The organism is Streptomyces spiramyceticus (assembly GCF_028807635.1).
GTDB lineage: Bacteria > Actinomycetota > Actinomycetes > Streptomycetales > Streptomycetaceae > Streptomyces > Streptomyces spiramyceticus.
The window spans coordinates 5,056,664-5,075,497 of the sequence record NZ_JARBAX010000001.1 but is presented as its reverse complement, the minus strand read 5'-3'; the positions used below and the strand labels follow the sequence as shown (position 1 = coordinate 5,075,497).

General features: G+C 70.5%; 17 protein-coding genes. 3 read left to right on the top strand and 14 right to left on the bottom strand.

Annotated features, from left to right (window positions below; translation table 11 throughout):
* Window positions 1-106 precede the first annotated feature (106 nt).
* The 3 genes from PXH83_RS23440 to rimP form a co-directional block, all read right to left on the bottom strand.
* On the bottom strand, window positions 107-385 hold the full coding sequence (locus PXH83_RS23440; RefSeq protein WP_214915970.1) for a YlxR family protein: 279 nt from the start codon (window positions 383-385) through the stop codon (window positions 107-109).
* A gap of 74 nt (window positions 386-459) precedes the next feature.
* The gene (gene nusA, locus PXH83_RS23435) at window positions 460-1,464 is read right to left on the bottom strand and encodes a transcription termination factor NusA (protein ID WP_274562536.1); all 1,005 of its coding nucleotides are present in this window, start codon (window positions 1,462-1,464) and stop codon (window positions 460-462) included.
* A gap of 2 nt (window positions 1,465-1,466) precedes the next feature.
* Window positions 1,467-1,964, bottom strand: a complete 498-nt coding sequence (rimP, locus tag PXH83_RS23430) for a ribosome maturation factor RimP (protein ID WP_274562535.1) — start codon at window positions 1,962-1,964, stop codon at window positions 1,467-1,469.
* A gap of 154 nt (window positions 1,965-2,118) precedes the next feature.
* On the opposite strand from rimP, the gene PXH83_RS23425 reads away from it, so the two are divergent.
* The 3 genes from PXH83_RS23425 to PXH83_RS23415 are packed head-to-tail and all read left to right on the top strand — an operon-like array spanning window position 2,119 to window position 4,078.
* Window positions 2,119-2,658, top strand: a complete 540-nt coding sequence (locus tag PXH83_RS23425; protein WP_274562534.1) for a hypothetical protein — start codon at window positions 2,119-2,121, stop codon at window positions 2,656-2,658.
* A 23-nt stretch (window positions 2,659-2,681) separates the two neighbouring features.
* Window positions 2,682-3,128 (top strand): ferritin-like domain-containing protein, encoded by a 447-nt coding sequence (locus PXH83_RS23420; protein WP_274562984.1) that lies wholly within the window; start codon window positions 2,682-2,684, stop codon window positions 3,126-3,128.
* A 53-nt stretch (window positions 3,129-3,181) separates the two neighbouring features.
* Window positions 3,182-4,078: an aminoglycoside phosphotransferase family protein gene (locus PXH83_RS23415; protein ID WP_274562532.1), complete on the top strand. Its 897-nt coding sequence runs from the start codon at window positions 3,182-3,184 to the stop codon at window positions 4,076-4,078.
* 172 nt (window positions 4,079-4,250) lie between these two features.
* Here PXH83_RS23415 and PXH83_RS23410 read toward each other — a convergent pair whose 3' ends face one another.
* The 11 genes from PXH83_RS23410 to PXH83_RS23360 all read right to left on the bottom strand — a co-directional run bounded on the left by PXH83_RS23410 (window position 4,251) and on the right by PXH83_RS23360 (window position 18,753).
* Window positions 4,251-5,957, bottom strand: coding sequence for a proline--tRNA ligase (locus PXH83_RS23410; RefSeq protein WP_274562530.1), 1,707 nt, complete (start codon window positions 5,955-5,957; stop codon window positions 4,251-4,253).
* 69 nt (window positions 5,958-6,026) lie between these two features.
* Window positions 6,027-6,599 (bottom strand): GNAT family N-acetyltransferase, encoded by a 573-nt coding sequence (locus PXH83_RS23405; protein ID WP_274562528.1) that lies wholly within the window; start codon window positions 6,597-6,599, stop codon window positions 6,027-6,029.
* Window positions 6,600-6,625: 26 nt separating this feature from the next.
* Window positions 6,626-7,471, bottom strand: coding sequence for a GNAT family N-acetyltransferase (locus tag PXH83_RS23400; RefSeq protein WP_274562526.1), 846 nt, complete (start codon window positions 7,469-7,471; stop codon window positions 6,626-6,628).
* Between the two features lie 148 nt (window positions 7,472-7,619).
* Entirely contained in the window at window positions 7,620-8,798 is a 1,179-nt protein-coding gene (ispG, locus tag PXH83_RS23395) for a flavodoxin-dependent (E)-4-hydroxy-3-methylbut-2-enyl-diphosphate synthase (RefSeq protein ID WP_274562524.1), read from the bottom strand.
* 139 nt (window positions 8,799-8,937) lie between these two features.
* A complete protein-coding gene (locus PXH83_RS23390) occupies window positions 8,938-10,239 on the bottom strand; it encodes a M50 family metallopeptidase (protein WP_274562523.1) in 1,302 nt (433 codons plus the stop codon).
* Window positions 10,236-11,498 carry a 1-deoxy-D-xylulose-5-phosphate reductoisomerase gene (gene dxr, locus PXH83_RS23385; protein WP_274562522.1) on the bottom strand — a complete coding sequence of 421 codons (1,263 nt, stop codon included), beginning with the start codon at window positions 11,496-11,498 and terminating at the stop codon, window positions 10,236-10,238. The genes PXH83_RS23390 and dxr overlap by 4 nt, the downstream gene beginning before the upstream one ends.
* A 24-nt stretch (window positions 11,499-11,522) precedes the next feature.
* On the bottom strand, window positions 11,523-12,800 hold the full coding sequence (locus tag PXH83_RS23380; protein WP_274562521.1) for a hypothetical protein: 1,278 nt from the start codon (window positions 12,798-12,800) through the stop codon (window positions 11,523-11,525).
* Window positions 12,797-13,603, bottom strand: coding sequence for a hypothetical protein (locus PXH83_RS23375; protein ID WP_274562520.1), 807 nt, complete (start codon window positions 13,601-13,603; stop codon window positions 12,797-12,799). The genes PXH83_RS23380 and PXH83_RS23375 overlap by 4 nt, the downstream gene beginning before the upstream one ends.
* Before the next feature lie 93 nt (window positions 13,604-13,696).
* The gene (aroA, locus tag PXH83_RS23370) at window positions 13,697-14,935 is read right to left on the bottom strand and encodes a 3-phosphoshikimate 1-carboxyvinyltransferase (protein WP_274562519.1); all 1,239 of its coding nucleotides are present in this window, start codon (window positions 14,933-14,935) and stop codon (window positions 13,697-13,699) included.
* 136 nt (window positions 14,936-15,071) lie between these two features.
* Window positions 15,072-17,051: an acyl-CoA dehydrogenase family protein gene (locus PXH83_RS23365; RefSeq protein ID WP_274562518.1), complete on the bottom strand. Its 1,980-nt coding sequence runs from the start codon at window positions 17,049-17,051 to the stop codon at window positions 15,072-15,074.
* A gap of 256 nt (window positions 17,052-17,307) precedes the next feature.
* Window positions 17,308-18,753: an aldehyde dehydrogenase family protein gene (locus tag PXH83_RS23360; protein WP_274562517.1), complete on the bottom strand. Its 1,446-nt coding sequence runs from the start codon at window positions 18,751-18,753 to the stop codon at window positions 17,308-17,310.
* Window positions 18,754-18,834: the final 81 nt, after the last annotated feature.

The window sequence follows — 18,834 nt, the reverse complement described above, 5'->3', positions numbered from 1 at the left end:
CTTCATGGGCGTACTCATCGCGTACTCATCGAGTGCTCATCGCAATCTCGACCTACTTCCAACTCGCGAGGTACCTGACCGCACGGTTATCCGTGCCGTTCTCTTCTTACGGTGTCGCCTGCTCGACAAACTGGCTCAGCGCCGATGTGTCGAGCGGCCCCTTGCCCCGGAAGGCCCGGGGAAACGCCCGGCGGCGGACCGCCAGGTCGAGGCAGGCAGAGGCGGGGTGAACGTACGCACCCCGGCCGGGCAGCGTACCGCGTGGATCGGGGACACATTCACCCTCGATCACCACGATCCGCAGCAGATCGCTCTTGGCCGCTCGCTCCCGGCATCCCACACAGGTTCGCTCAGGGCACACGCGGGCATGCGTCCGGCCAGACACTATTAAGTCTACCTCCCCGTAGCGACCTCACCCCATTGGGGCAAAAATCGAACGGTTGTTGTCGTAAAAGTTGCTCAGTCCCGGTCCGGCGCCTGGTCCGACGGCTGCTCGGTGTCGGGACGGATGTCGATGCGCCAGCCGGTCAGCCGGGCGGCGAGGCGGGCGTTCTGCCCCTCCTTGCCGATGGCCAGCGACAGCTGGTAGTCGGGCACGGTCACGCGGGCGGAGCGGGTCGCCATGTCCACGATCTCGACCTTGCTGACGCGCGCGGGCGACAGGGCGTTGGCCACCATCTCGGCCGGGTCGTCCGACCAGTCGACGATGTCGATCTTCTCGCCGTGCAGCTCGGCCATGACGTTCCGCACGCGGCCGCCCATCGGGCCGATGCAGGCGCCCTTGGGGTTCAGACCGGAACGCGTCGACCGTACGGCGATCTTGGAGCGGTGACCGGCCTCGCGGGCGATGGCCTCGATGACGACCGAGCCGTCGGCGATCTCCGGGACCTCCAGGGCGAAGAGCTTCTTCACCAGGTTCGGGTGGGTACGGGACAGCGTCACGGACGGGCCGCGCACACCCTTGGCGACCCGCACGACGTACGTACGCAGGCGCAGGCCGTGCGTGTACTCCTCGCCGGGCACCTGCTCCTGCACGGGCAGGATGGCTTCCAGCTTGCCGATGTCGACGAGGACGTTCTTGGGGTCCCTGCCCTGCTGCACGACGCCGGTGACGACATCGCCCTCGTGGCCCGCGTACTCGCCGAACGTGCGGTCGTCCTCGGCGTCGCGCAGACGCTGGAGGATGACCTGCTTGGCGGTGCTGGCCGCGATCCGGCCGAAGTCGGACGGGGTGTCGTCGAACTCCTTGGGCTCCTGGCCCTCTTCGAGATCGGCCGGGTCTTCCTTCGCCCAGACCGTCACATGACCGGTTTCCCGGTCGAGCTGCACGCGCGCGTGGCGGCTGCTGCCCTCGGTGCGGTGATACGCGATGAGGAGGGCGGACTCAATCGCCCCGACCAGCAGGTCGAAGGAAATCTCCTTTTCCTTCGCCAAGCCCTTCAGAAGCTTTACGTCGATGTCCATGGCTACGCCTCCTCTTCCTTCTTGTCCTTGCGGCTGAATTCGATCTCCACACGCGCCTTGGCGATGTCTGCGAAAGCGACCCGGCGGGCGGTGGGCTTGCGGCCCTTCACGCCCGGCACTTCGAGGTCGAGTCCCTCGTCGTCCACGGTCAGAATGCGCGCGATCAGCTCACTGCCGTCATGCAACTGGAGCTTGGCCAGGCGCCCGATGGCCCTTACGTAGTGGCGGTGCTCCGACAGCGGGCGGTCGGCGCCCGGGGAGCTGACTTCGAGGACGTACTCGTCCTCACCCATCACGTCCGTCTCGTCGAGCTTCTCGGAGACGGCGCGGCTCAGCTCGGCACAGGTGTCGAGTTCCACGCCTTCGTCGGAGTCGACAACGATCCGCAGCATGCGGCGCCTGCCTGCCCGGGACACCTCGATGTCTTCCAGATCGAGGCCCTCTGCGCTGACCAGTGGTTCCAGGAGTGCGCGCAGCCTGTCGCTCTGGGTGGTGCTCATCCGGGTGACTCCTCGGCCGCGTGTGCTGTTGTATGGATCGTCGCGTGTCAGATCAAAGGGTATCCGGTCCCGAGGGGTGTTGCCGTCCGCCTCCCGCAGACCCGCAGGTACGCTCGCCTGCGGTGATCACCGCAGAAGCCCGAGGGAGACACACGTGCGGCGCACGGGAACCACACGCAGGCGTGCCCTTGGGGCGACCGGGGCCGCGGCCGTCGCTCTGCTGACCGGCGCATGTGCGGAGGATGCCGCTCCGCACGGCGGGGAAGGCGCCGACGCAGGCGGCCGGAACGCCCCGAAGGCCGACCCGGCCCGGATCGAGACCGCGCTGCGCACGCGTGCCGCGCAGGCCCGCAGGTCGCTCCTCTCGCACTACGACGCCGTCGCCGCCGCCCACCCCGACGTCGCGGAGCGGCTGAAGCCGATGCGCGAGGCGGTGGCCAGGCAGGCGGACGTGCTGCGGACGGAAGGGGCCGGGGCGCAGGGGAAGCCGGGCGGGCGCCTGCCGTCCGCGCCGCCGGTCGACTCCGGCCGCAAGGACGCCCTCAAGGCGCTGGCCGCAGCGGAGCGCCGTATCGCCGACGAACACAGTGCGGCGCTCGTCGAGGCCCCGCCGGAGCTGGCGCGGCTGCTGGCCTCCGTCGCGGCGGCCGGCGCCGCCCACGCGTATCTGCTGATCGAAGGGGACCGCACGTGAGCAGCAGCGGTACGTCGTCCGCCATGCAGGCATCCGCCATGCAGGCCGTGCAGGCCGCGCTCGCTGCCGAGCACGCCGCTGTGTACGGGTACGGAGTCGTCGGCGGCCGGGTCGCCGACGACCGCAGGGACGAGGCGCGGGAGGCGTACGACGCGCACCGGTCGCGGCGTGACGCCCTGGAGCGGACCGTGCGCGACCTGGGCGCAACGCCGGTGGCGGCGGCCGCCGCGTACGCCCTGCCGTTCCCGGTGCCGGACGCGGCCGCGGCCCTGCGGCTGGCCGCCGAGCTGGAGGACCGGGTGGCCGGCGTGTACTCCGACGTCGTACGGGCCGCCGGGGGCCCGCTGCGGCGCGAGGCGGCGGGGGCGCTGCGGGAGGCGGCGGTGCGGGCCGTGCGCTGGCGGGGACGCAGCGTAACCTTTCCTGGGCTCGCCGAGCTGACCACTTCGGCGGTGAGCCGCACACAGTGAGCTCCGGACTTGGCTCCCGGCTTACGACTGGCCTTGAAGGGGACACCACACGCATGGGTTTCGAACCGCCGCAGCGTCTCGTACGAGCGCTCGGCGAGGCGCACGGGGAAGAGGCCGCCGACTGGCTCGGCCGACTGCCCGATATCGCCGAACAGGCAGTGTCCCGGCGGAAGTTGACCGTAGAGCGCGTGCAGGCTCCCGGTGGCAGGAGCAGTCTGGTCGTCCTCGTACGGCAGCAGGACGGCACCCCCGCCGCGCTCAAGATCGCCCCTCCGACGGCCCGGCCCGATCTGGAGCGGGCGGCGCTGGCGCACTGGAACGGCTGGGGCGCGGTCCAGCTCCTCGACGACACCGATGTCCACAGCGGTGAGCTTCTCCTGGAGCGCCTGCACTCCGAGGTGTCGCTGCGCTCCCTGCCGGAGGCGAAGGCCCTGCTGGAGGCGGCCGGGATCGTACGGCGCCTGTGGATCGAGCCGCCCCCCGGCCACGCCTTCGAGACCGTCGCCGAGCGCACCGCCCGCCAGGCCGAGCCCCTGCGGAGCGCCGACCCGTCGCTCGCCCCGCTGGTCGAAGCGGCCCTCGCGGCGCGCGACGAACTGACCGCGTCCGACGCCGAACTCCTGCTCCTCCACGGCAACTTCCGCCAGGGCAAGGTGCTCGCGGGTGACCGGGCGCCGTGGCTTGCGGTCGGGCCCGAGCCGCTGGTCGGCGAGCGGGCGTACGACCTGGCCCGCCTGGTCCGTGACCGCGTCGAGGACCTGGTCGCCTCCACCGGGGGCGCGTCGGCGGCCCGCCGCCGGGTGAACAAGCTCGCCGACTCGCTGGACGTGGACCGGGCGAGGCTGCACGGCTGGACGCTGTTCCGGGCGGTGGAGTCGGGCGTACGGGCGAGCGCGGCGGGCCGCCACCAGGATGCCGAGCTGTTGTTGGAGTTCGCGGGCTGGCTGTAGGGCGGGGTGGGATCCGCTGCGCGGGGCTTGTTCCCCTACCCGCCCCTTCCCGAACTGGGGCTCCGCCCCAGACCCCGGTCCCCCAAGGGCGTCCGGGGGTCTGGGGGCTTGCCCCCAGTTTCGGGAAGGGGCGGGGTGGGGAAAGCGCCGCAGGCAACCCGCGCCCCGCCCGTCAGGCGGTAAGACGCGCAATCGCCTCGTCGACCGTGAGCTCCTCGCGCTCGCCCGTGCGCCGGTCCTTGAGCTCCACGACGCCCTCGGCGCTCCGGCGCCCCGCCACCAGGATCTTCGGTACGCCGATGAGCTCCGCGTCCGTGAACTTCACGCCCGGCGAAACACCGGGCCGCTCGTCGACCAGCACGCGCAGCCCCGCCGCGCCCAGCTTGTCCGCGACCTCGACGGCCAGTTCGGTCTGGAGCGCCTTGCCCGCGGCGACGACGTGGACGTCGGCCGGGGCGATCTCGGCCGACCAGCACAGGCCCTTGTCGTCGGCGGACTGCTCGGCGAGTGCGGCGACGGCGCGGGAGACGCCGATGCCGTACGAGCCCATGGTCACGCGGACCGGCTTGCCCTGCTGGCCGAGTACGTCGAGCTGGAAGGTGTCGGCGTACTTGCGGCCGAGCTGGAAGATGTGGCCGATCTCGATCGCGCGGTCGAGCTTGAGGCCGGTGCCGCAGTTCGGGCAGGGGTCGCCCTCTTCGACGACGACGACGTCCAGGTAGTCGTCGACCTCGAAGTCGCGGCCCGCGACGACGTTCTTGGCGTGGGTGTCGGCCTTGTTGGCGCCGGTGATCCACGCGGTGCCGGCGGCGACGCGCGGATCGGCGATGTAGCGGACCTTGTCGAGACCCTGCGGGCCGACGTAACCGCGTACGAGATCGTCGCGGCCCTCGAAGTCCTCGGCGGTGACCAGCTCGACGACGGCCGGGGCGAGGTGCTCGCCGAGCTTGCCGAGGTCGACCTCGCGGTCGCCGGGGATGCCGACGGCGACGATCTCGCCGTCGACCTTGACGAGCAGGTTCTTGAGGGTCGCCGACGCCGGTACGCCGAGGTGCTCGGCGAGGGTCTCGATGGTCGGGGTGTCGGGGGTGTCCAGCTCCTCGACCGGGCCGTGCTCCGAGCCGTCGTATGCGGCGGCGACAGCGGCGGCGCTGAACGTGACGGCCTCCGTGTTGGCCGCGTAGTCGCAGGCCGGGCAGTCGACGAAGGTGTCCTCGCCGGCCGGGGCCGGGGCCAGGAACTCCTCGGACGCCGAGCCGCCCATCGCGCCGGAGACGGCGGAGACGATGCGGAAGTCGAGGCCGAGGCGCTCGAAGATCTTCTGGTACGCGGCGCGGTGCAGCGCGTACGACTCGGCGAGGCCCTCGTCCGTCGTGTCGAAGGAGTACGAGTCCTTCATCTGGAACTCACGGCCGCGCAGCACTCCGGAGCGCGGACGCGCCTCGTCGCGGTACTTGGTCTGGATCTGGTAGAGCATCACCGGCAGGTCCTTGTAGGACGTGCACTGATCCTTGACGGTCTGCGTGAAGACCTCTTCGTGCGTCGGGCCGAGGAGGTAGTCGGCGCCCTTGCGGTCCTTGAGGCGGAACAGCAGGTCACCGTACTCCTCCCAGCGGCCGCTCGCCTCGTACGGCTCGCGGGGCAGGAGCGCGGGAAGCAGGACCTCCTGGGCGCCGATGGCGTCCATCTCCTCGCGCACGACGCGCGAGATGTTGTCGAGGACCTTCTTGCCCAGCGGCAGCCAGGTCCAGATCCCCGCTGCGTTCCGGCGGACGTATCCGGCGCGCACCAGCAGCTTGTGGCTGAGCGTCTCGGCGTCCGCCGGGTCGTCACGCAATGTCTTGACCATCAGACGGGACATGCGCTGGACCTGGGCCATGGTGAACTCCTGCGAAGAAAAGTGTGATGGCAGGAGGTTAGCCGTGTCGCACAGGCCCCGGGAAATCCGTTACGCAGGGTGACGCCGCAGCGGGAGCGGTGCGCCCATCACCGCGTACGGCATCGGCGCGCTCGGGAAGTGGACCTGGCGGGCCAGGTCGACGTATCCCAGTGAGCGGTAGAGGCCGCGGGCCGGGCTCTCGATGTCGATCGCCGAGAGGATGGAACGCGGCTGGGGCACGGCGTCCGTGATGGTGGTGATCAGCGTGCGGCCGATGCCGCGTGCCTGGTGGTGGGGCTCGACATGCAGCTCGGTGATGACGAACGAGTCGTCCAGCCAGCCCTCGGTTCCGGTGTTGCGCAGGTACGGCTCCACGACAGTCGACCACCAGTGCGTGCGGTCGTTGGGCATCCCGTAGACGAAGCCGACGAGGCGGCCTTCGGGCGTGGTCGCGCCGAGTGCCAGCGCGCCGGGGTTGAGGAGATGCCGCAGCACGATGTGACGGCGTACGCCGACCTCGTCGTCGCTGAGTCCGAAGGCGTTGGCCTGCACGGCGAGGGCCTCGTCCACCCGCGCCGCGAGATCGACCGGCCCGATCAGGACGGCGGGGGGCTGGGGGTGGCCCCCGGTATGAGCTGCCATGGAGCGCACCCTACTGCGCGGTCCCGTCAGAACAACACGCTCATAAACGCGCCAACCTCGCGGAAACCGACCCGCCGGTACGCCGCGCGGGCCGCCGTGTTGAAGTCGTTGACGTAGAGGCTGACCACCGGGGCGACATCGGCCAGCGCATAACGCAGGACGGCCGCCATGCCGGTCTCCGAGAGCCCGCGGCCCCGGTATTCGGGGGCGACCCAGACGCCCTGGATCTGGCAGGCCCGGGACGTCGCGGCGCCGATCTCGGCCTTGAAGACGACCTTGCCGTCCTCGATACGGGCGAACGACCGCCCGGCGGCGACCAGTTCGGCCACCCGCGCCTGGTAGAGCAGCCCGCCGTCGCCGGCGAGCGGCGAGACGCCGACCTCCTCCGTGAACATCGCCACGCACGCCGGCATGATCACGTCGATCTCGGCCTTGTCGATGCGACGGACCAGGGGGTCGGGCTCGACGAGCCGCGAGAGTTCTTCGGTGACCATGAGCGGCTGGTGCGAGCGTACGTCGCGGGCGGGGCCCCAGCTCGGTTCGAGGAGGCGCCACAGCTGGGCGGTGGTCCGGGCGGGGCCGACGATCGAGGAGCAGCGGCGGCCGGCCCTGCGGGCGCGGTCGGCGAAGGCGCGTACCGCTTCGGGGGTGGCGCAGATCGGGACGAGGTTGGCGCCGGAGTAGCAGAGCGAGCGCAGTCGTCCTTCGGCGTACCAGCCCCACATCTCGCCGCCGAGCCGCCACGGGTCGAGGCCGGCGGCCTGGACGCGGGAGGTCACGAAGGCGTTGGCGACGGGCTCGCTTTCGAGGATGGCGAGCGCGGCGCCCAGTTCGCCGGGGTCGAGGACCCGGGTGGTGGTCTGAGTCAACACGTGAGGGGCCTCACCGTACGGGCTTCTGATCCACGAACTGTACCTGGCCCTTCCGGCGAGCGCCGCAAATGCAGGAGGAGCCCCGCCCGAGGGCGAGGCTCCTTATGCACCGTCTTGCGCACACGTCTTGTGCGGATATCCGCCGGTGTCAGCTGACGGAGACCTCGGGCTCGCCCGAGGCTGTGACAACCGGGGCGCCAGAGGCGACCCCGTCCTTCTCCATCTGCTCGGCGATCTTCAGCGCCTCTTCGATGAGGGTCTCGACGATCTTCGACTCGGGGACGGTCTTGATGACCTCGCCCTTGACGAAGATCTGGCCCTTGCCGTTGCCGGAGGCGACACCGAGGTCGGCCTCACGGGCCTCGCCGGGACCGTTGACGACGCAGCCCATGACGGCGACGCGCAGCGGCACCTCCATGCCGTCGAGCCCGGCCGCCACCTGGTCGGCGAGCTTGTAGACGTCGACCTGGGCGCGGCCGCAGGACGGGCAGGACACGATCTCCAGGCGGCGCTGCTTGAGGTTGAGGGCCTCCAGGATCTGGAGGCCGACCTTGACCTCCTCGACGGGCGGGGCCGAAAGGGACACCCGGATCGTGTCGCCGATGCCCTCGCTCAGCAGCGCGCCGAAGGCGACCGCGGACTTGATGGTGCCCTGGAAGGCGGGGCCTGCCTCGGTGACGCCGAGGTGCAGCGGGTAGTCGCTCTGGGCGGCGAGCTGCCGGTAGGCGTTGACCATCACGACCGGGTCGTTGTGCTTGACCGAGATCTTGATGTCGCCGAAGCCGTGCTCCTCGAAGAGGGAGGCTTCCCACAGGGCGGACTCGACGAGCGCCTCCGGGGTGGCCTTGCCGTACTTCTGGAGCAGGCGGGCGTCGAGCGATCCGGCGTTCACTCCGATGCGGATCGGGGTGCCGCTCGCGGAGGCCGCCTTGGCGATCTCCTTGACCTTGTCGTCGAACTGCTTGATGTTGCCCGGGTTGACCCGGACCGCCGCGCAGCCCGCGTCGATGGCCGCGAAGACGTACTTCGGCTGGAAGTGGATGTCCGCAATCACCGGGATCTGCGACTTGCGCGCGATGGTCGCCAGCGCGTCGGCGTCGTCCTGGGTCGGGCAGGCCACTCGTACGATCTGGCAGCCGGACGCTGTCAGCTCCGCGATCTGCTGGAGCGTCGCGCCGATGTCGGACGTCCTGGTGGTCGTCATCGACTGCACCGAAATGGGCGCGTCCCCGCCTACCGCCACCGATCCGACCTGGATCTTGCGGCTGACCCTACGGTCGGCGAGCTTCGTCGGAACGGACGGCATTCCGAGAGAAATTGCAGTCATCTGCTGTGCAACCCCAAGGTGTGGATCAAGGTCCCGAGATCGGCGGGCTCCGGACTTCGAGGTTACGTCACCGCGAAAGCCCGGAGCACACCACGTCGGCAAACCCACTCAATGGTGGGCTGCCGGTGAGCCGCACGTGTCAGGAGATCCGGACGGGGTTCACCACGTCCGCCACCAGCACCAGCGCGGTGAAGCAGATGAAGATCCCGGCGACGACGTACGCGACGGGCATCAGCTTGGCGACGTCGAAGGGGCCCGGGTCGGGCCGCCGGAAGACCTTCGCCACATTGCGCCTCAGCGACTCCCACAGGGCTCCCGCGATGTGCCCGCCGTCGAGCGGCAGCAGCGGCAGCATGTTGAAGAGGAAGAGGGAGAGGTTGAAGCCCGCGATGAGGAACAGCATCATCCCCATCGTGTTCTCCATGGGCAGCCCGAGCCCGAGGATCTCGCCGCCTACGCGGGCCGCGCCGACCACGCCCATGGGGGAGTCGGCCTTGCGCTCCTCGCCGTTGAAGGTGGCGTTCCACAGGTCGGGGACCTTGGAGGGCAGGTCGATGAGCGACTGGACGCCGGACTCGATCATGACGCCCATGCGGTCCAGCGAGTCGGTGAAGGACAGCGGCACGACGGCCGTGCCGGGGCCGAAGCCGAGGTAGCCGGCCTCGACGTACTGGTCGGCGATGGGCTGGCCCTGGGCGTCCTTCTTGGCGACCTTGTTGGGGATCAGCTTCGCCTGGAGGACCTTCTCCTGGCCGTCGCGCTCGACCGTGATCGCGGCCGGGCCGATGGTGTCGCGGATACGGTCCGACAGCGTCGCCCAGTCCTCGACGGGCTTGCCGTCGAAGGCGACGATCTTGTCGCCCTTCTGCAGGCCGGCGGCCTTGGCGGGCGACTCGGGGTCGCCCTTCTTGCACTCGCGGTTCTCGCTCTGCGCGACGACACAGGGGACGACCGAGTCGACGGTGGTCGTCTGCTGGTTCAGGCCGACCGTCATCATCACGCCGATGAAGAGCGCCACGGCGAGGATGAGGTTCATGAAGGGGCCGGCGAACATCACGATCACGCGCTTCCACGGCTTGCGCGTGTAGAAGAGCCGGGTCTCGTCGCCGGGCTGGAGTTCCTCGTACGCCGCCGAGCGGGCGTCCTCGATCATGCCGCGCCACGGGGATGTCGAACGGGCTTCGATCTTGCCGTCGGGCCCCGGCGGGAACATCCCGATCATGCGGATGTAGCCGCCGAGCGGGATCGCCTTGATCCCGTACTCCGTCTCGCCCTTGTGCCGGGACCAGATGGTCGGTCCGAAGCCGACCATGTACTGCGGCACACGGACGCCGAAGAGCTTGGCGGTCGAGAGGTGACCGAGCTCGTGCCAGGCGATGGAGATGAGCAGCCCCGCAAAGAAGATGACTATCCCGAGGACCGTCAACAGGATCGTCGTCATGCGCGAGCCTCCGCTGTTGCCTGTGCTGCGATTTCACGGGCCCGGGCTCGTGCCCAGGTCTCGGCTTCCAGGACGTCCGCGACCGTGAGCGAGGTTCCCGCACGCGGGGTGCCATGCTCGGCCACGACTTCGGCGACCGTATCCACGATTCCTGTGAACGGCAGCCGCCCGGCGAGGAACGCGTCGACGCACTCCTCGTTCGCGGCATTGAACACCGCGGGGGCCGTGCCCGCGAGCGTACCGACATGTCGGGCCAGTCCCACGGAGGGGAAAGCTTCGTTGTCGAGGGGGTAGAACTCCCAGGTCGACGCCTTCGACCAGTCGAAGGCGGGCGCGGCGTCCGGGACGCGTTCGGGCCAGCCGATGCCGATGGCGATCGGGCCGCGCATGTCGGGCGGGGTGGCCTGGGCGAGGGTCGAGCCGTCCGTGAACTCCACCATCGAGTGAACGTATGACTGGGGGTGGACGACGACCTCGATGCGGTCGAAGGGGATGTCGTAGAGGAGGTGCGCCTCGATGACCTCAAGACCCTTGTTGACCAGAGTGGCCGAATTGACCGTGATCACCGGGCCCATGGCCCAGGTGGGGTGCGCGAGGGCGTCCTCGCGGGTGACGTTCGCCAGCTCCGCCTTCGTACGTCCGCGGAAGGGGCCGCCAGAGGCGGTGACGACGAGCTTGCGGACGTCGGCGCGGGTGCCGCCGGCCAGGGCCTGGAAGAGCGCGGCGTGCTCGGAGTCGACCGGGATGATCTGGCCGGGCTTGGCGAGCGCCTTCACGAGGGGGCCGCCGACGATCAGCGACTCCTTGTTGGCGAGCGCGAGGGTGCGGCCGGCTTCGAGGGCGGCGAGGGTGGGCGCGAGGCCGATGGATCCGGTGATGCCGTTGAGGACGGTGTGGCATGCGGATGCGGCGACCTCCGTGGCAGCCTCGGGCCCGGCGAGGATCTCGGGGAGGGGCTCTGTGCTCCCGGAGTTCCCGTACCGCTCCTTCAGCGCCTCGCGCAGGGCGGGCACGGCGTCCTCGCGGGCGACCGCGACGGTACGGACGTTCAGCTGCCGCGCCTGCTCGGCGAGCAGCCCGACCCGGCCGCCGGCCGCGGAGAGCGCGGTGACACGGAACCGGTCGGGGTTGCGGAGCACCAGGTCGATGGCCTGGGTGCCGATGGACCCGGTGGAGCCGAGGACGACGATGTCCCGGCGGCCTTCGGACGCGTCGAAGGCGATGTGCGGGTCGGCAAGGGGGGCTGGGCTGTCGCTCATGCCCCCCATTGTTGCCGCAATGGCTCACCAGGCGGACAGCGAGTCCCCGCGGAAGCCCCGGCCGAGCAACTCCGGGAACGTACCTTCGAATTTCGGCAACCGCCGGGCCACGGCCCACCATGCCTCCGGATCCTCGCCGAGCGCGGCGCGGGCGAGCTCGGTGGTGCGGGTGCGGGCGGCGACGACTGCTTGCGGCCGGTCGAAGTGTTCGAGATGGCCGAGCCAGCTCTTCTCGTCGATGGCAGCGCGGGCGGGGGCGCCGTGCAGCACGATGTCGTCGCCCGTCAGCAGCCCGTCCGCCAGAGCCTGTTTGCGCAGGTGGTACTGGGGCCGACTGTCCGTGTCGAGCCGGGCGAGGGCCTTGAGCGCGTCGGCCCGCGCGAGGGGGTCCCAGCACGGTTCGCGGCGTACGGGCAGGGCGTCCAGGAGGGCGCTGCTCAGTCCCTCGATCTCGGGGCCGCCCGTGCTGATGTGCCCGGTGGCCGCCGCCAGTTCGGGCAGCGTGCCGTCGAAGGTGTGGGCGCGGCGCCCGAAGTCGGTCCAGTCCTCGATCCGGTCGGAGAGGACGGGGTGCAGCACGCGGCCCGTCTCCTCCCGTACGGCGGCTGCCTCCGCGTCGTTCAAGCGGAGCCCGCCGCGTACCCGGACGGTGGGGAGGAGGAGGGTGCGGTGGGCGGGGGCCATGTGGCGGACGAGTTCGGCGGGGGTGATCGCGCCGGTGCGTACGGCGCGTACGGCCGGCCGGTACCACCAGCGGCCGTACGTGCGCGTGCCGCGGGTGTCGAGCAGTGCGAGCACGGCTGCGCGCGGGCACTCGCCGCTCAGGACGAGCGCCTCGACGGCGCCGGGCGGCAGTGGCCGACGGCGATGCTCGCTCAGCAGTGCGTGCGGGTCGAGGACGTGCGGCCGGTCCAGGATGCGCAGGGCGTGCCGTACCCGCTGATGGCCCCTGAGCAGCTCTACGAGCTCAAGCGTGGCGAGCACGGGCTCGTGCGGGGCCGGGGCGATGGCCCGCCGCATCGCGCCTGTGGTCCGGCGGTGGAAGTAGACCGACCGGTCGACCTCGTACTCCCCGCACTCCATCAGCCGCAGCAGCAGCGCGCGGTCGCTGTACCGGTTGCGCGCGAGGGCGACGCGGTCGCGGGGGCTGCCGCCTTGGGACAGCACGTGGTTCACGGTCTGCGGCACCGGTGGGTACAGGGCGAGGAGTTCGTACCGCTGCCTGGCGTCGAGCCGGTCCAGCAGTGCGGGGACGACGGCGCTCGGCGCGTGCCGCAGGAGCAGGGACAGCCCGCTGATCATTTGGTGCCGACCGCGGCCTCGAACTTCTCCCACTGGGCGTCCAGGACCTCCTTCGGCACTCCCCCGATGTCCTTGGTGTCGATGATCTCGCCGCGGAAGGAGAGGGTGGCCGAGCCGGCGCGTACGACGGTCAGGTACTCGTGGAGCTTCAGCTTCCCCTTCACGTCGAGAATCGTGAAGTGGTACGCCCTTGCCTCGTCCGCCCCGTCGCCGAAGTCGGGCGCCTTGACGGGCTCGACCTTGAGGTACTTGCCCTTGGCGATGGCCCGCTCCTCGGTGAACCCGTCGGCGCATTCCTTGCCGGCCTTGGCGACGTCCTTCATGACGCGGGCGGCGTCGCCGTTCGCGTACGAACGGAGCTGGACGGAGACGGTCAGGCCGAGCATTTCGTCGGGGACGTCGACCCTGCGGTTGACCTCGGTCCTGAGTTCGTAGTCGGTGACTTCGTCGGCGAGGCTGACGAAGGGCTGGCAGACGGCGGGGTCGGCGGTGTATTCCTCGCCGTTGGGCCCGCCGAGGGTGAACTCGGAGGCGGTGTACTTGCCGACACTCTCGCCGTCGGTGAACGCGGCGGCGGTGAGCTGGGCCTCGGTGAGCGGCTTGGGCCCGCTCGCGGCCTTGCCGGCACTGGCAGTGGGCGTGCCGTCCGGCTTCCCGTCGTTCTTGCCGTCCTTGTCGGTGCCGCTGTTACTGCCGCCGCACGCGACCGCGCCAGCGAACACGACTCCGGCCACGGCGACGGCCGCTCCCTGCCGCCGCGCCCGCCGCTTCCCCTGCTGCCCCTGCTTGCCCGCCCAGAACATCGCTGGCCCCTGGTTCTGTTGATGCGTGAGTGAAGGGTCGATTGTGGTGCATGGGAGTGGGCGGCGTCTGCGTCTAGGGGACACCCCCTAGCGCTACCAGGTTCGCTGAAGCGCCGCGAAGGCCTCGTGGAAGTCCGGGAAGGTCTTCCGTACGCATCCGGGGTCGTCGAAGGTCATGCCCGGCGCCGTGTGCAGTGACGTCACCGCGAACGACATCGCCATGCGGTGGTCGCCGTGCGTCGCGATCTCGGTGGGACGGGGCGTGCCGGGCCGGATCTCGATCCAGTCCGGGCCCGTGGCGACCGAGACGCCCATCCTGCGCAGGTTCTCCGCGCAGGCCTCCAGCCGGTCGCACTCCTTCACGCGGGTGTTGGCGACGTCCTCGATACGGACGGGGGCGGCGGCGTACGGTGCGATGGCCGCCAGTGTCGGCATCGTGTCGGAGATGTCGCGCATGTTGACGGTGAGGCCCTTGAGCACGCCTGCGCCACGGACCGTGGTGCTGTCCGCGGTGATACGGACGTCGGCGCCCATCTGTTCCAGTACGTCGACGAAGCGCAGGTCGCCCTGGAGCGCGCCCGTGCCGAGCCCGGGGACGGTGACTTCGCGGCCGGGCGACACCGCTGCGGCGGCGAAGAAGTAGCTGGCGGTCGACGCGTCCGGTTCGACGGCGTACGTCGTCGCGCGGTAGCCGCCGGGCCGTACGTCGAAGACGTTGCCCTCCCGCGTCACTTCGGCGCCGAAGCTGCGCATCATCGCGAGCGTGATCTCGACGTACGGCGCCGAGACGAGGTCCGTGACATCGATGCGCAGGCCCTCCACGGTGAGCGGACCGAGCATCAGCAGCGCGGTCAGGTACTGCGACGACTCCCCCGCGTCCAGGGTCAGTTCGCCGCCCTTGATACCGGCGGCGGCGATGCGCAGCGGATGGTGACCCTCCGCCTCCTCGTGGCGCAGGTCGACGCCGAGCGTGCGCAGTGCCTCGGTGAGCGGGGCGAGGGGGCGGCGGCGCATCTGCGGGGATGCGTCGAAACGGTACGTACCGGAGGCGCCGGCCGCGGCAAGGGTGGGCAGGAAACGGGCGGTGGTGGCGCCGTCGCGGCAGTAGACGTCGGCTTCGTCGACGGCGGGCCCTGACGGCCGCCCCTCGACGCGCCAGGCACCGGCCTCGCGCTCCAGCCGGTACCCGAGACGGCCGAGGCCCTCGGCGAAGCCCTCGGTGTCGTCCGAGCGGAGCGGGCGCAGCAGGGTGGTGGTTCCGGCGGCCGCGGCGGCGAGGAAGAGGGCGCGCGCGGTGACGGACTTGGATCCGGGGATGTTTACGACGGTCACGGACGTACATCCTGCCCGGCGGGGACACCGGCCCGCCGACCATTCCGCGCTTTGGACGGCGATCGCGGCGGCCCCACAGGGGCAGGTGGCCTTCGTGGCCGCCTGCCCCCTCCGACACGGCGTGCGACGTCCGGCGTCAGCGGATCGGACGGTGGACGTTTTCCTTCTGCGAGGGGCCGGGAGTGGCTTCGGCGATCCAGGGGCCCTCGCCGCTCGGGTCGATGATGCCTTCCTCCAGCCAGGTGTACGTACCGGACAGGACGCCCTTGACGACCTTGTTGTCCAGGTCGTCGGTGTTGCTCCACAGGCGCGTGAAGAGTTCCTCGACGCGGATGCGGGACTGGCGGCAGAAGGCGTCGGCCAGTTGGTACGCCTCGCGGCCGTGGTCCGAGGTCGTGCGCAGGAGTTCGGCGCGTACGCAGGCGGCGCTCATCGCGAAGAGCTCCGCGCCGATGTCGACGATCCGGCCGAGGAAGCCCTGCTTCGTCTCCATGCGGCCCTGCCAGCGCGACATGGCGTAGAAGGTGGAGCGGGCGAGTTTGCGGGCGGTGCGTTCCGTGTAGCGGAGGTGGGTGGAGAGGTCGGGGTGGTCCGACGGGTGGAACTCGGCGTACGAGCGCGGGAGTTGGCCGGGGCCCGTGACGAGCTTGGGCAGCCAGCGGGCGTAGAAGCCTGCCGCGGTCGCGCCCGCCTTCGCCTTGGCCGAGAGCGGCTTCTCCGGGTCGATGATGTCGCCGGCGACCTTCAGGTGGGCGTCGACCGCCTCGCGGGCGATCAGGAGGTGCATGATTTCCGTCGAGCCTTCGAAGATGCGGTTGATGCGCAGGTCGCGGAGGATCTGTTCGGCGGGGACGGCCCGCTCGCCGCGCGCCGCCAGGGATTCCGCGGTCTCGTAGCCCCGGCCGCCGCGGATCTGGACGAGTTCGTCGGCCATCAGGCAGGCCATTTCGCTGCCGTACAGCTTGGCCAGGGCCGCTTCGATACGGATGTCGTTGCGGTCCTCGTCGGCCATCTGGGACGACAGGTCCAGGACCGCTTCGAGGGCGAAGGTCGTGGCGGCGATGAACGAGATCTTCGAGCCCACCGCCTCGTGCAGCGCCACCGGCTTGCCCCACTGCTCCCGGACCGACGACCACTCGCGGGCGATCTTCAGGCACCACTTCCCCGCGCCGACGCACATCGCCGGGAGGGAGAGGCGGCCGGTGTTGAGCGTGGTGAGGGCGATTTTGAGGCCGGCGCCCTCGGGGCCGATGCGGTTCGCGGCGGGGACCCGTACCTGGTGGAAGCGGGTGACGCCGTTCTCCAGGCCGCGCAGGCCCATGAAGGCGTTGCGGTTCTCGACGGTGATGCCCGGGGCGTCCGCCTCCACCACGAAGGCGGTGATGCCGCCCTTGTGGCCCTCCGACTTGGGTACGCGGGCCATGACGACGAGCAGGTCGGCGACGACGCCGTTCGTGGTCCAGAGCTTCACGCCGTCCATGACGTACGAGTCGCCGTCCGGCACGGCGGTGGTCGCGAGGCGGGCCGGGTCCGAGCCGACGTCCGGTTCGGTGAGGAGGAAGGCGGAGATGGCGCTGCGGGCGAGGCGCGGGAGGAAGGCGTCCCTCTGCTCCTGCGTGCCGAAGAGTTTGAGGGGCTGCGGTACGCCGATCGACTGATGGGCGGAGAGCAGGGCGCCGATGGACGGGTTCGCCGAGCCGACGAGGGCCAGGGCCTTGTTGTAGTACACCTGGGTGAGGCCGAGGCCGCCGTACTTCGTGTCGATCTTCATGCCGAGCGCGCCGAGTTCCTTGAGGCCGTTGATCACCTCGTCGGGGATCTTCGCCTCGCGCTCGATCTGCGCGCTGTCGATCTTCGCCTCGCAGAACACGCGCAGTTTGGCGAGGAACTCCTCGCCGCGCCTGGCGTCGTCCGGCGGCGGCATCGGGTGCGGGTGGATGAGGTCGAGCCGGAAACGGCCGAGGAAGAGTTCCTTGGCGAAACTCGGCTTCCGCCAGTCCTGTTCGCGCGCGGCCTCGGCCACCCGGCGCGCTTCGCGCTCGGAGACCTTGGGCTGCTGCTGTGCTGGTCGTGCGGGTTCTGCTGGCTGTACGGATTCAGCGGGCTGTGCGGACATGAGGAGCTCACCTCGCCGCGAGTCGGGGCACGGACATGAACACGAGCATGGGCATGGTCCCGGCCGACCGCATTACCGACCGGTTTTACTCGTCCGTATGTACCCGATTCCTGGCATTCCCACCAGTCCTGGCGCACTCGTTCGTACATAAGCCACGACTTCGTCCGCAGGACACCGCTTCGTACACAAGACACGGCCGGAGCCCCCGCACAGTGGGCTCCGGCCGTGGTTCTTGGGCCGTACGTCGGCTGAGACGTCAGAGGGCGAGGCCGGTGAAGACCATGACCCGCTCGTACGTGTAGTCCTCCATCGCGAACCGCACACCCTCGCGGCCGGTGCCGGACTGCTTTACGCCGCCGTACGGCATCTGGTCCGCGCGGTACGACGGAACGTCGCCGACGACCACGCCGCCGACCTCCAGCTCGCGGTGGGCGCGGAAGGCGGTCTTCAGGTCGTGCGTGAACACGCCCGCCTGGAGGCCGTACTTGGAGTCGTTGACCGCGGCGAACGCCTCGGCCTCGCCGTTGACCTTACGCACCGTCAGGACCGGGCCGAAGACCTCCTCGCAGGAGATCGTGACGTCGGCCGGGACGTCGGTGAGGACGGTCGGGGCGTACGCGGCGCCGTCACGCTTGCCGCCCGCGAGCAGCTTCGCACCCGCGTTGACGGCCTCGTCGACCCACGACTCGACGCGCTTGGCAGCCTCCTCGCTGACGAGCGGGCCGACGTCGGTGCCTGCGTCGGACGGGTCACCGTTGACCTGGGCCTCGACGGCCGCGACGATCTTCGGCAGGAGCCGGTCGTACACGGACGCGTCGGCGATCACGCGCTGCACGGAGATGCAGGACTGGCCGCCCTGGTAGTTGGAGAAGGTGGCGATACGGGTCGCCGCCCAGTCCAAGTCCTTCTCGGAGGCGTAGTCGTCGAGGACGACGGCCGCGCCGTTGCCGCCGAGCTCCAGGGTGCAGTGCTTGCGCGGCACGGAGTCCATGATCGCGTAACCGACCTTGTCGGACCCGGTGAAGGAGATGACGGGCAGACGCTCGTCCTTGACCAGCGCGGGCATACGGTCGTTGGCGACCGGCAGCACGGACCACGAACCGGCAGGCAGGTCCGTCTCGGCGAGCAGCTCGCCCAGGATCAGACCGGACAGGGGCGTCGCGGGCGCCGGCTTCAGGATGATCGGGGCACCGACGGCGATGGCCGGGGCGACCTTGTGGGCGCACAGGTTCAGCGGGAAGTTGAACGGCGCGATGCCGAGGACGGTGCCGCGGGGGAAGCGGCGCGTCAGCGCGAGGCGGCCGACGCCGCCGGCGTCGGTGTCGAGGCGCTGGGACTCGCCGCCGTTGAAGCGGCGCGCTTCCTCTGCGGCGAACCGGAACACGGAGACGGCGCGGCCGACTTCGCCGCGGGCCCACTTGATGGGCTTGCCGTTCTCGGCGGAGATCAGCTGCGCGATCTCCTCGGTGCGCTCGACGAGGCGCTTGCTGACGTGGTCGAGCGCGGCGGCGCGTACGTGCGCGGGGGTCGCGGCGAACTCGCCCTCGACGGCGTGCGCGGCTGCGACTGCCTCTTCGACCTGGGCGTCGGTGGGAACGGAGACCTTGCCGACAAGGCGGCCGTCCCAGGGGGAGGTGACGTCGAGGACGTCCTCGCCGGTGGCCTGGCGGCCGGCGAGCCAGAAGGCGTGGGTGGAAGTCATGTCGGTTCCGGCCCTTCCGAGGGGGTGGGGTTGTCTACCCACCACGGTAGGGCCGGGGGCCGGACTCGGCGTTTGTCCGGG

Excerpts from the sequence above, each read along its gene's own strand:
- nusA (WP_274562536.1), bottom strand. The coding sequence starts at position 1,464 with ATGGACATCGACGTAAAGCTTCTGAAGGGCTTGGCGAAGGAAAAGGAG.
- rimP (WP_274562535.1), bottom strand. The coding sequence starts at position 1,964 with ATGAGCACCACCCAGAGCGACAGGCTGCGCGCACTCCTGGAACCACTG.
- PXH83_RS23420 (WP_274562984.1), top strand. The coding sequence starts at position 2,682 with ATGCAGGCATCCGCCATGCAGGCCGTGCAGGCCGCGCTCGCTGCCGAG.
- PXH83_RS23415 (WP_274562532.1), top strand. The coding sequence starts at position 3,182 with ATGGGTTTCGAACCGCCGCAGCGTCTCGTACGAGCGCTCGGCGAGGCG.
- PXH83_RS23410 (WP_274562530.1), bottom strand. The coding sequence starts at position 5,957 with ATGGCCCAGGTCCAGCGCATGTCCCGTCTGATGGTCAAGACATTGCGT.
- PXH83_RS23405 (WP_274562528.1), bottom strand. The coding sequence starts at position 6,599 with ATGGCAGCTCATACCGGGGGCCACCCCCAGCCCCCCGCCGTCCTGATC.
- ispG (WP_274562524.1), bottom strand. The coding sequence starts at position 8,798 with ATGACTGCAATTTCTCTCGGAATGCCGTCCGTTCCGACGAAGCTCGCC.
- PXH83_RS23390 (WP_274562523.1), bottom strand. The coding sequence starts at position 10,239 with ATGACGACGATCCTGTTGACGGTCCTCGGGATAGTCATCTTCTTTGCG.
- dxr (WP_274562522.1), bottom strand. The coding sequence starts at position 11,498 with ATGAGCGACAGCCCAGCCCCCCTTGCCGACCCGCACATCGCCTTCGAC.
- PXH83_RS23380 (WP_274562521.1), bottom strand. The coding sequence starts at position 12,800 with ATGATCAGCGGGCTGTCCCTGCTCCTGCGGCACGCGCCGAGCGCCGTC.
- PXH83_RS23375 (WP_274562520.1), bottom strand. The coding sequence starts at position 13,603 with ATGTTCTGGGCGGGCAAGCAGGGGCAGCAGGGGAAGCGGCGGGCGCGG.
- PXH83_RS23365 (WP_274562518.1), bottom strand. The coding sequence starts at position 17,051 with ATGTCCGCACAGCCCGCTGAATCCGTACAGCCAGCAGAACCCGCACGA.
- PXH83_RS23360 (WP_274562517.1), bottom strand. The coding sequence starts at position 18,753 with ATGACTTCCACCCACGCCTTCTGGCTCGCCGGCCGCCAGGCCACCGGC.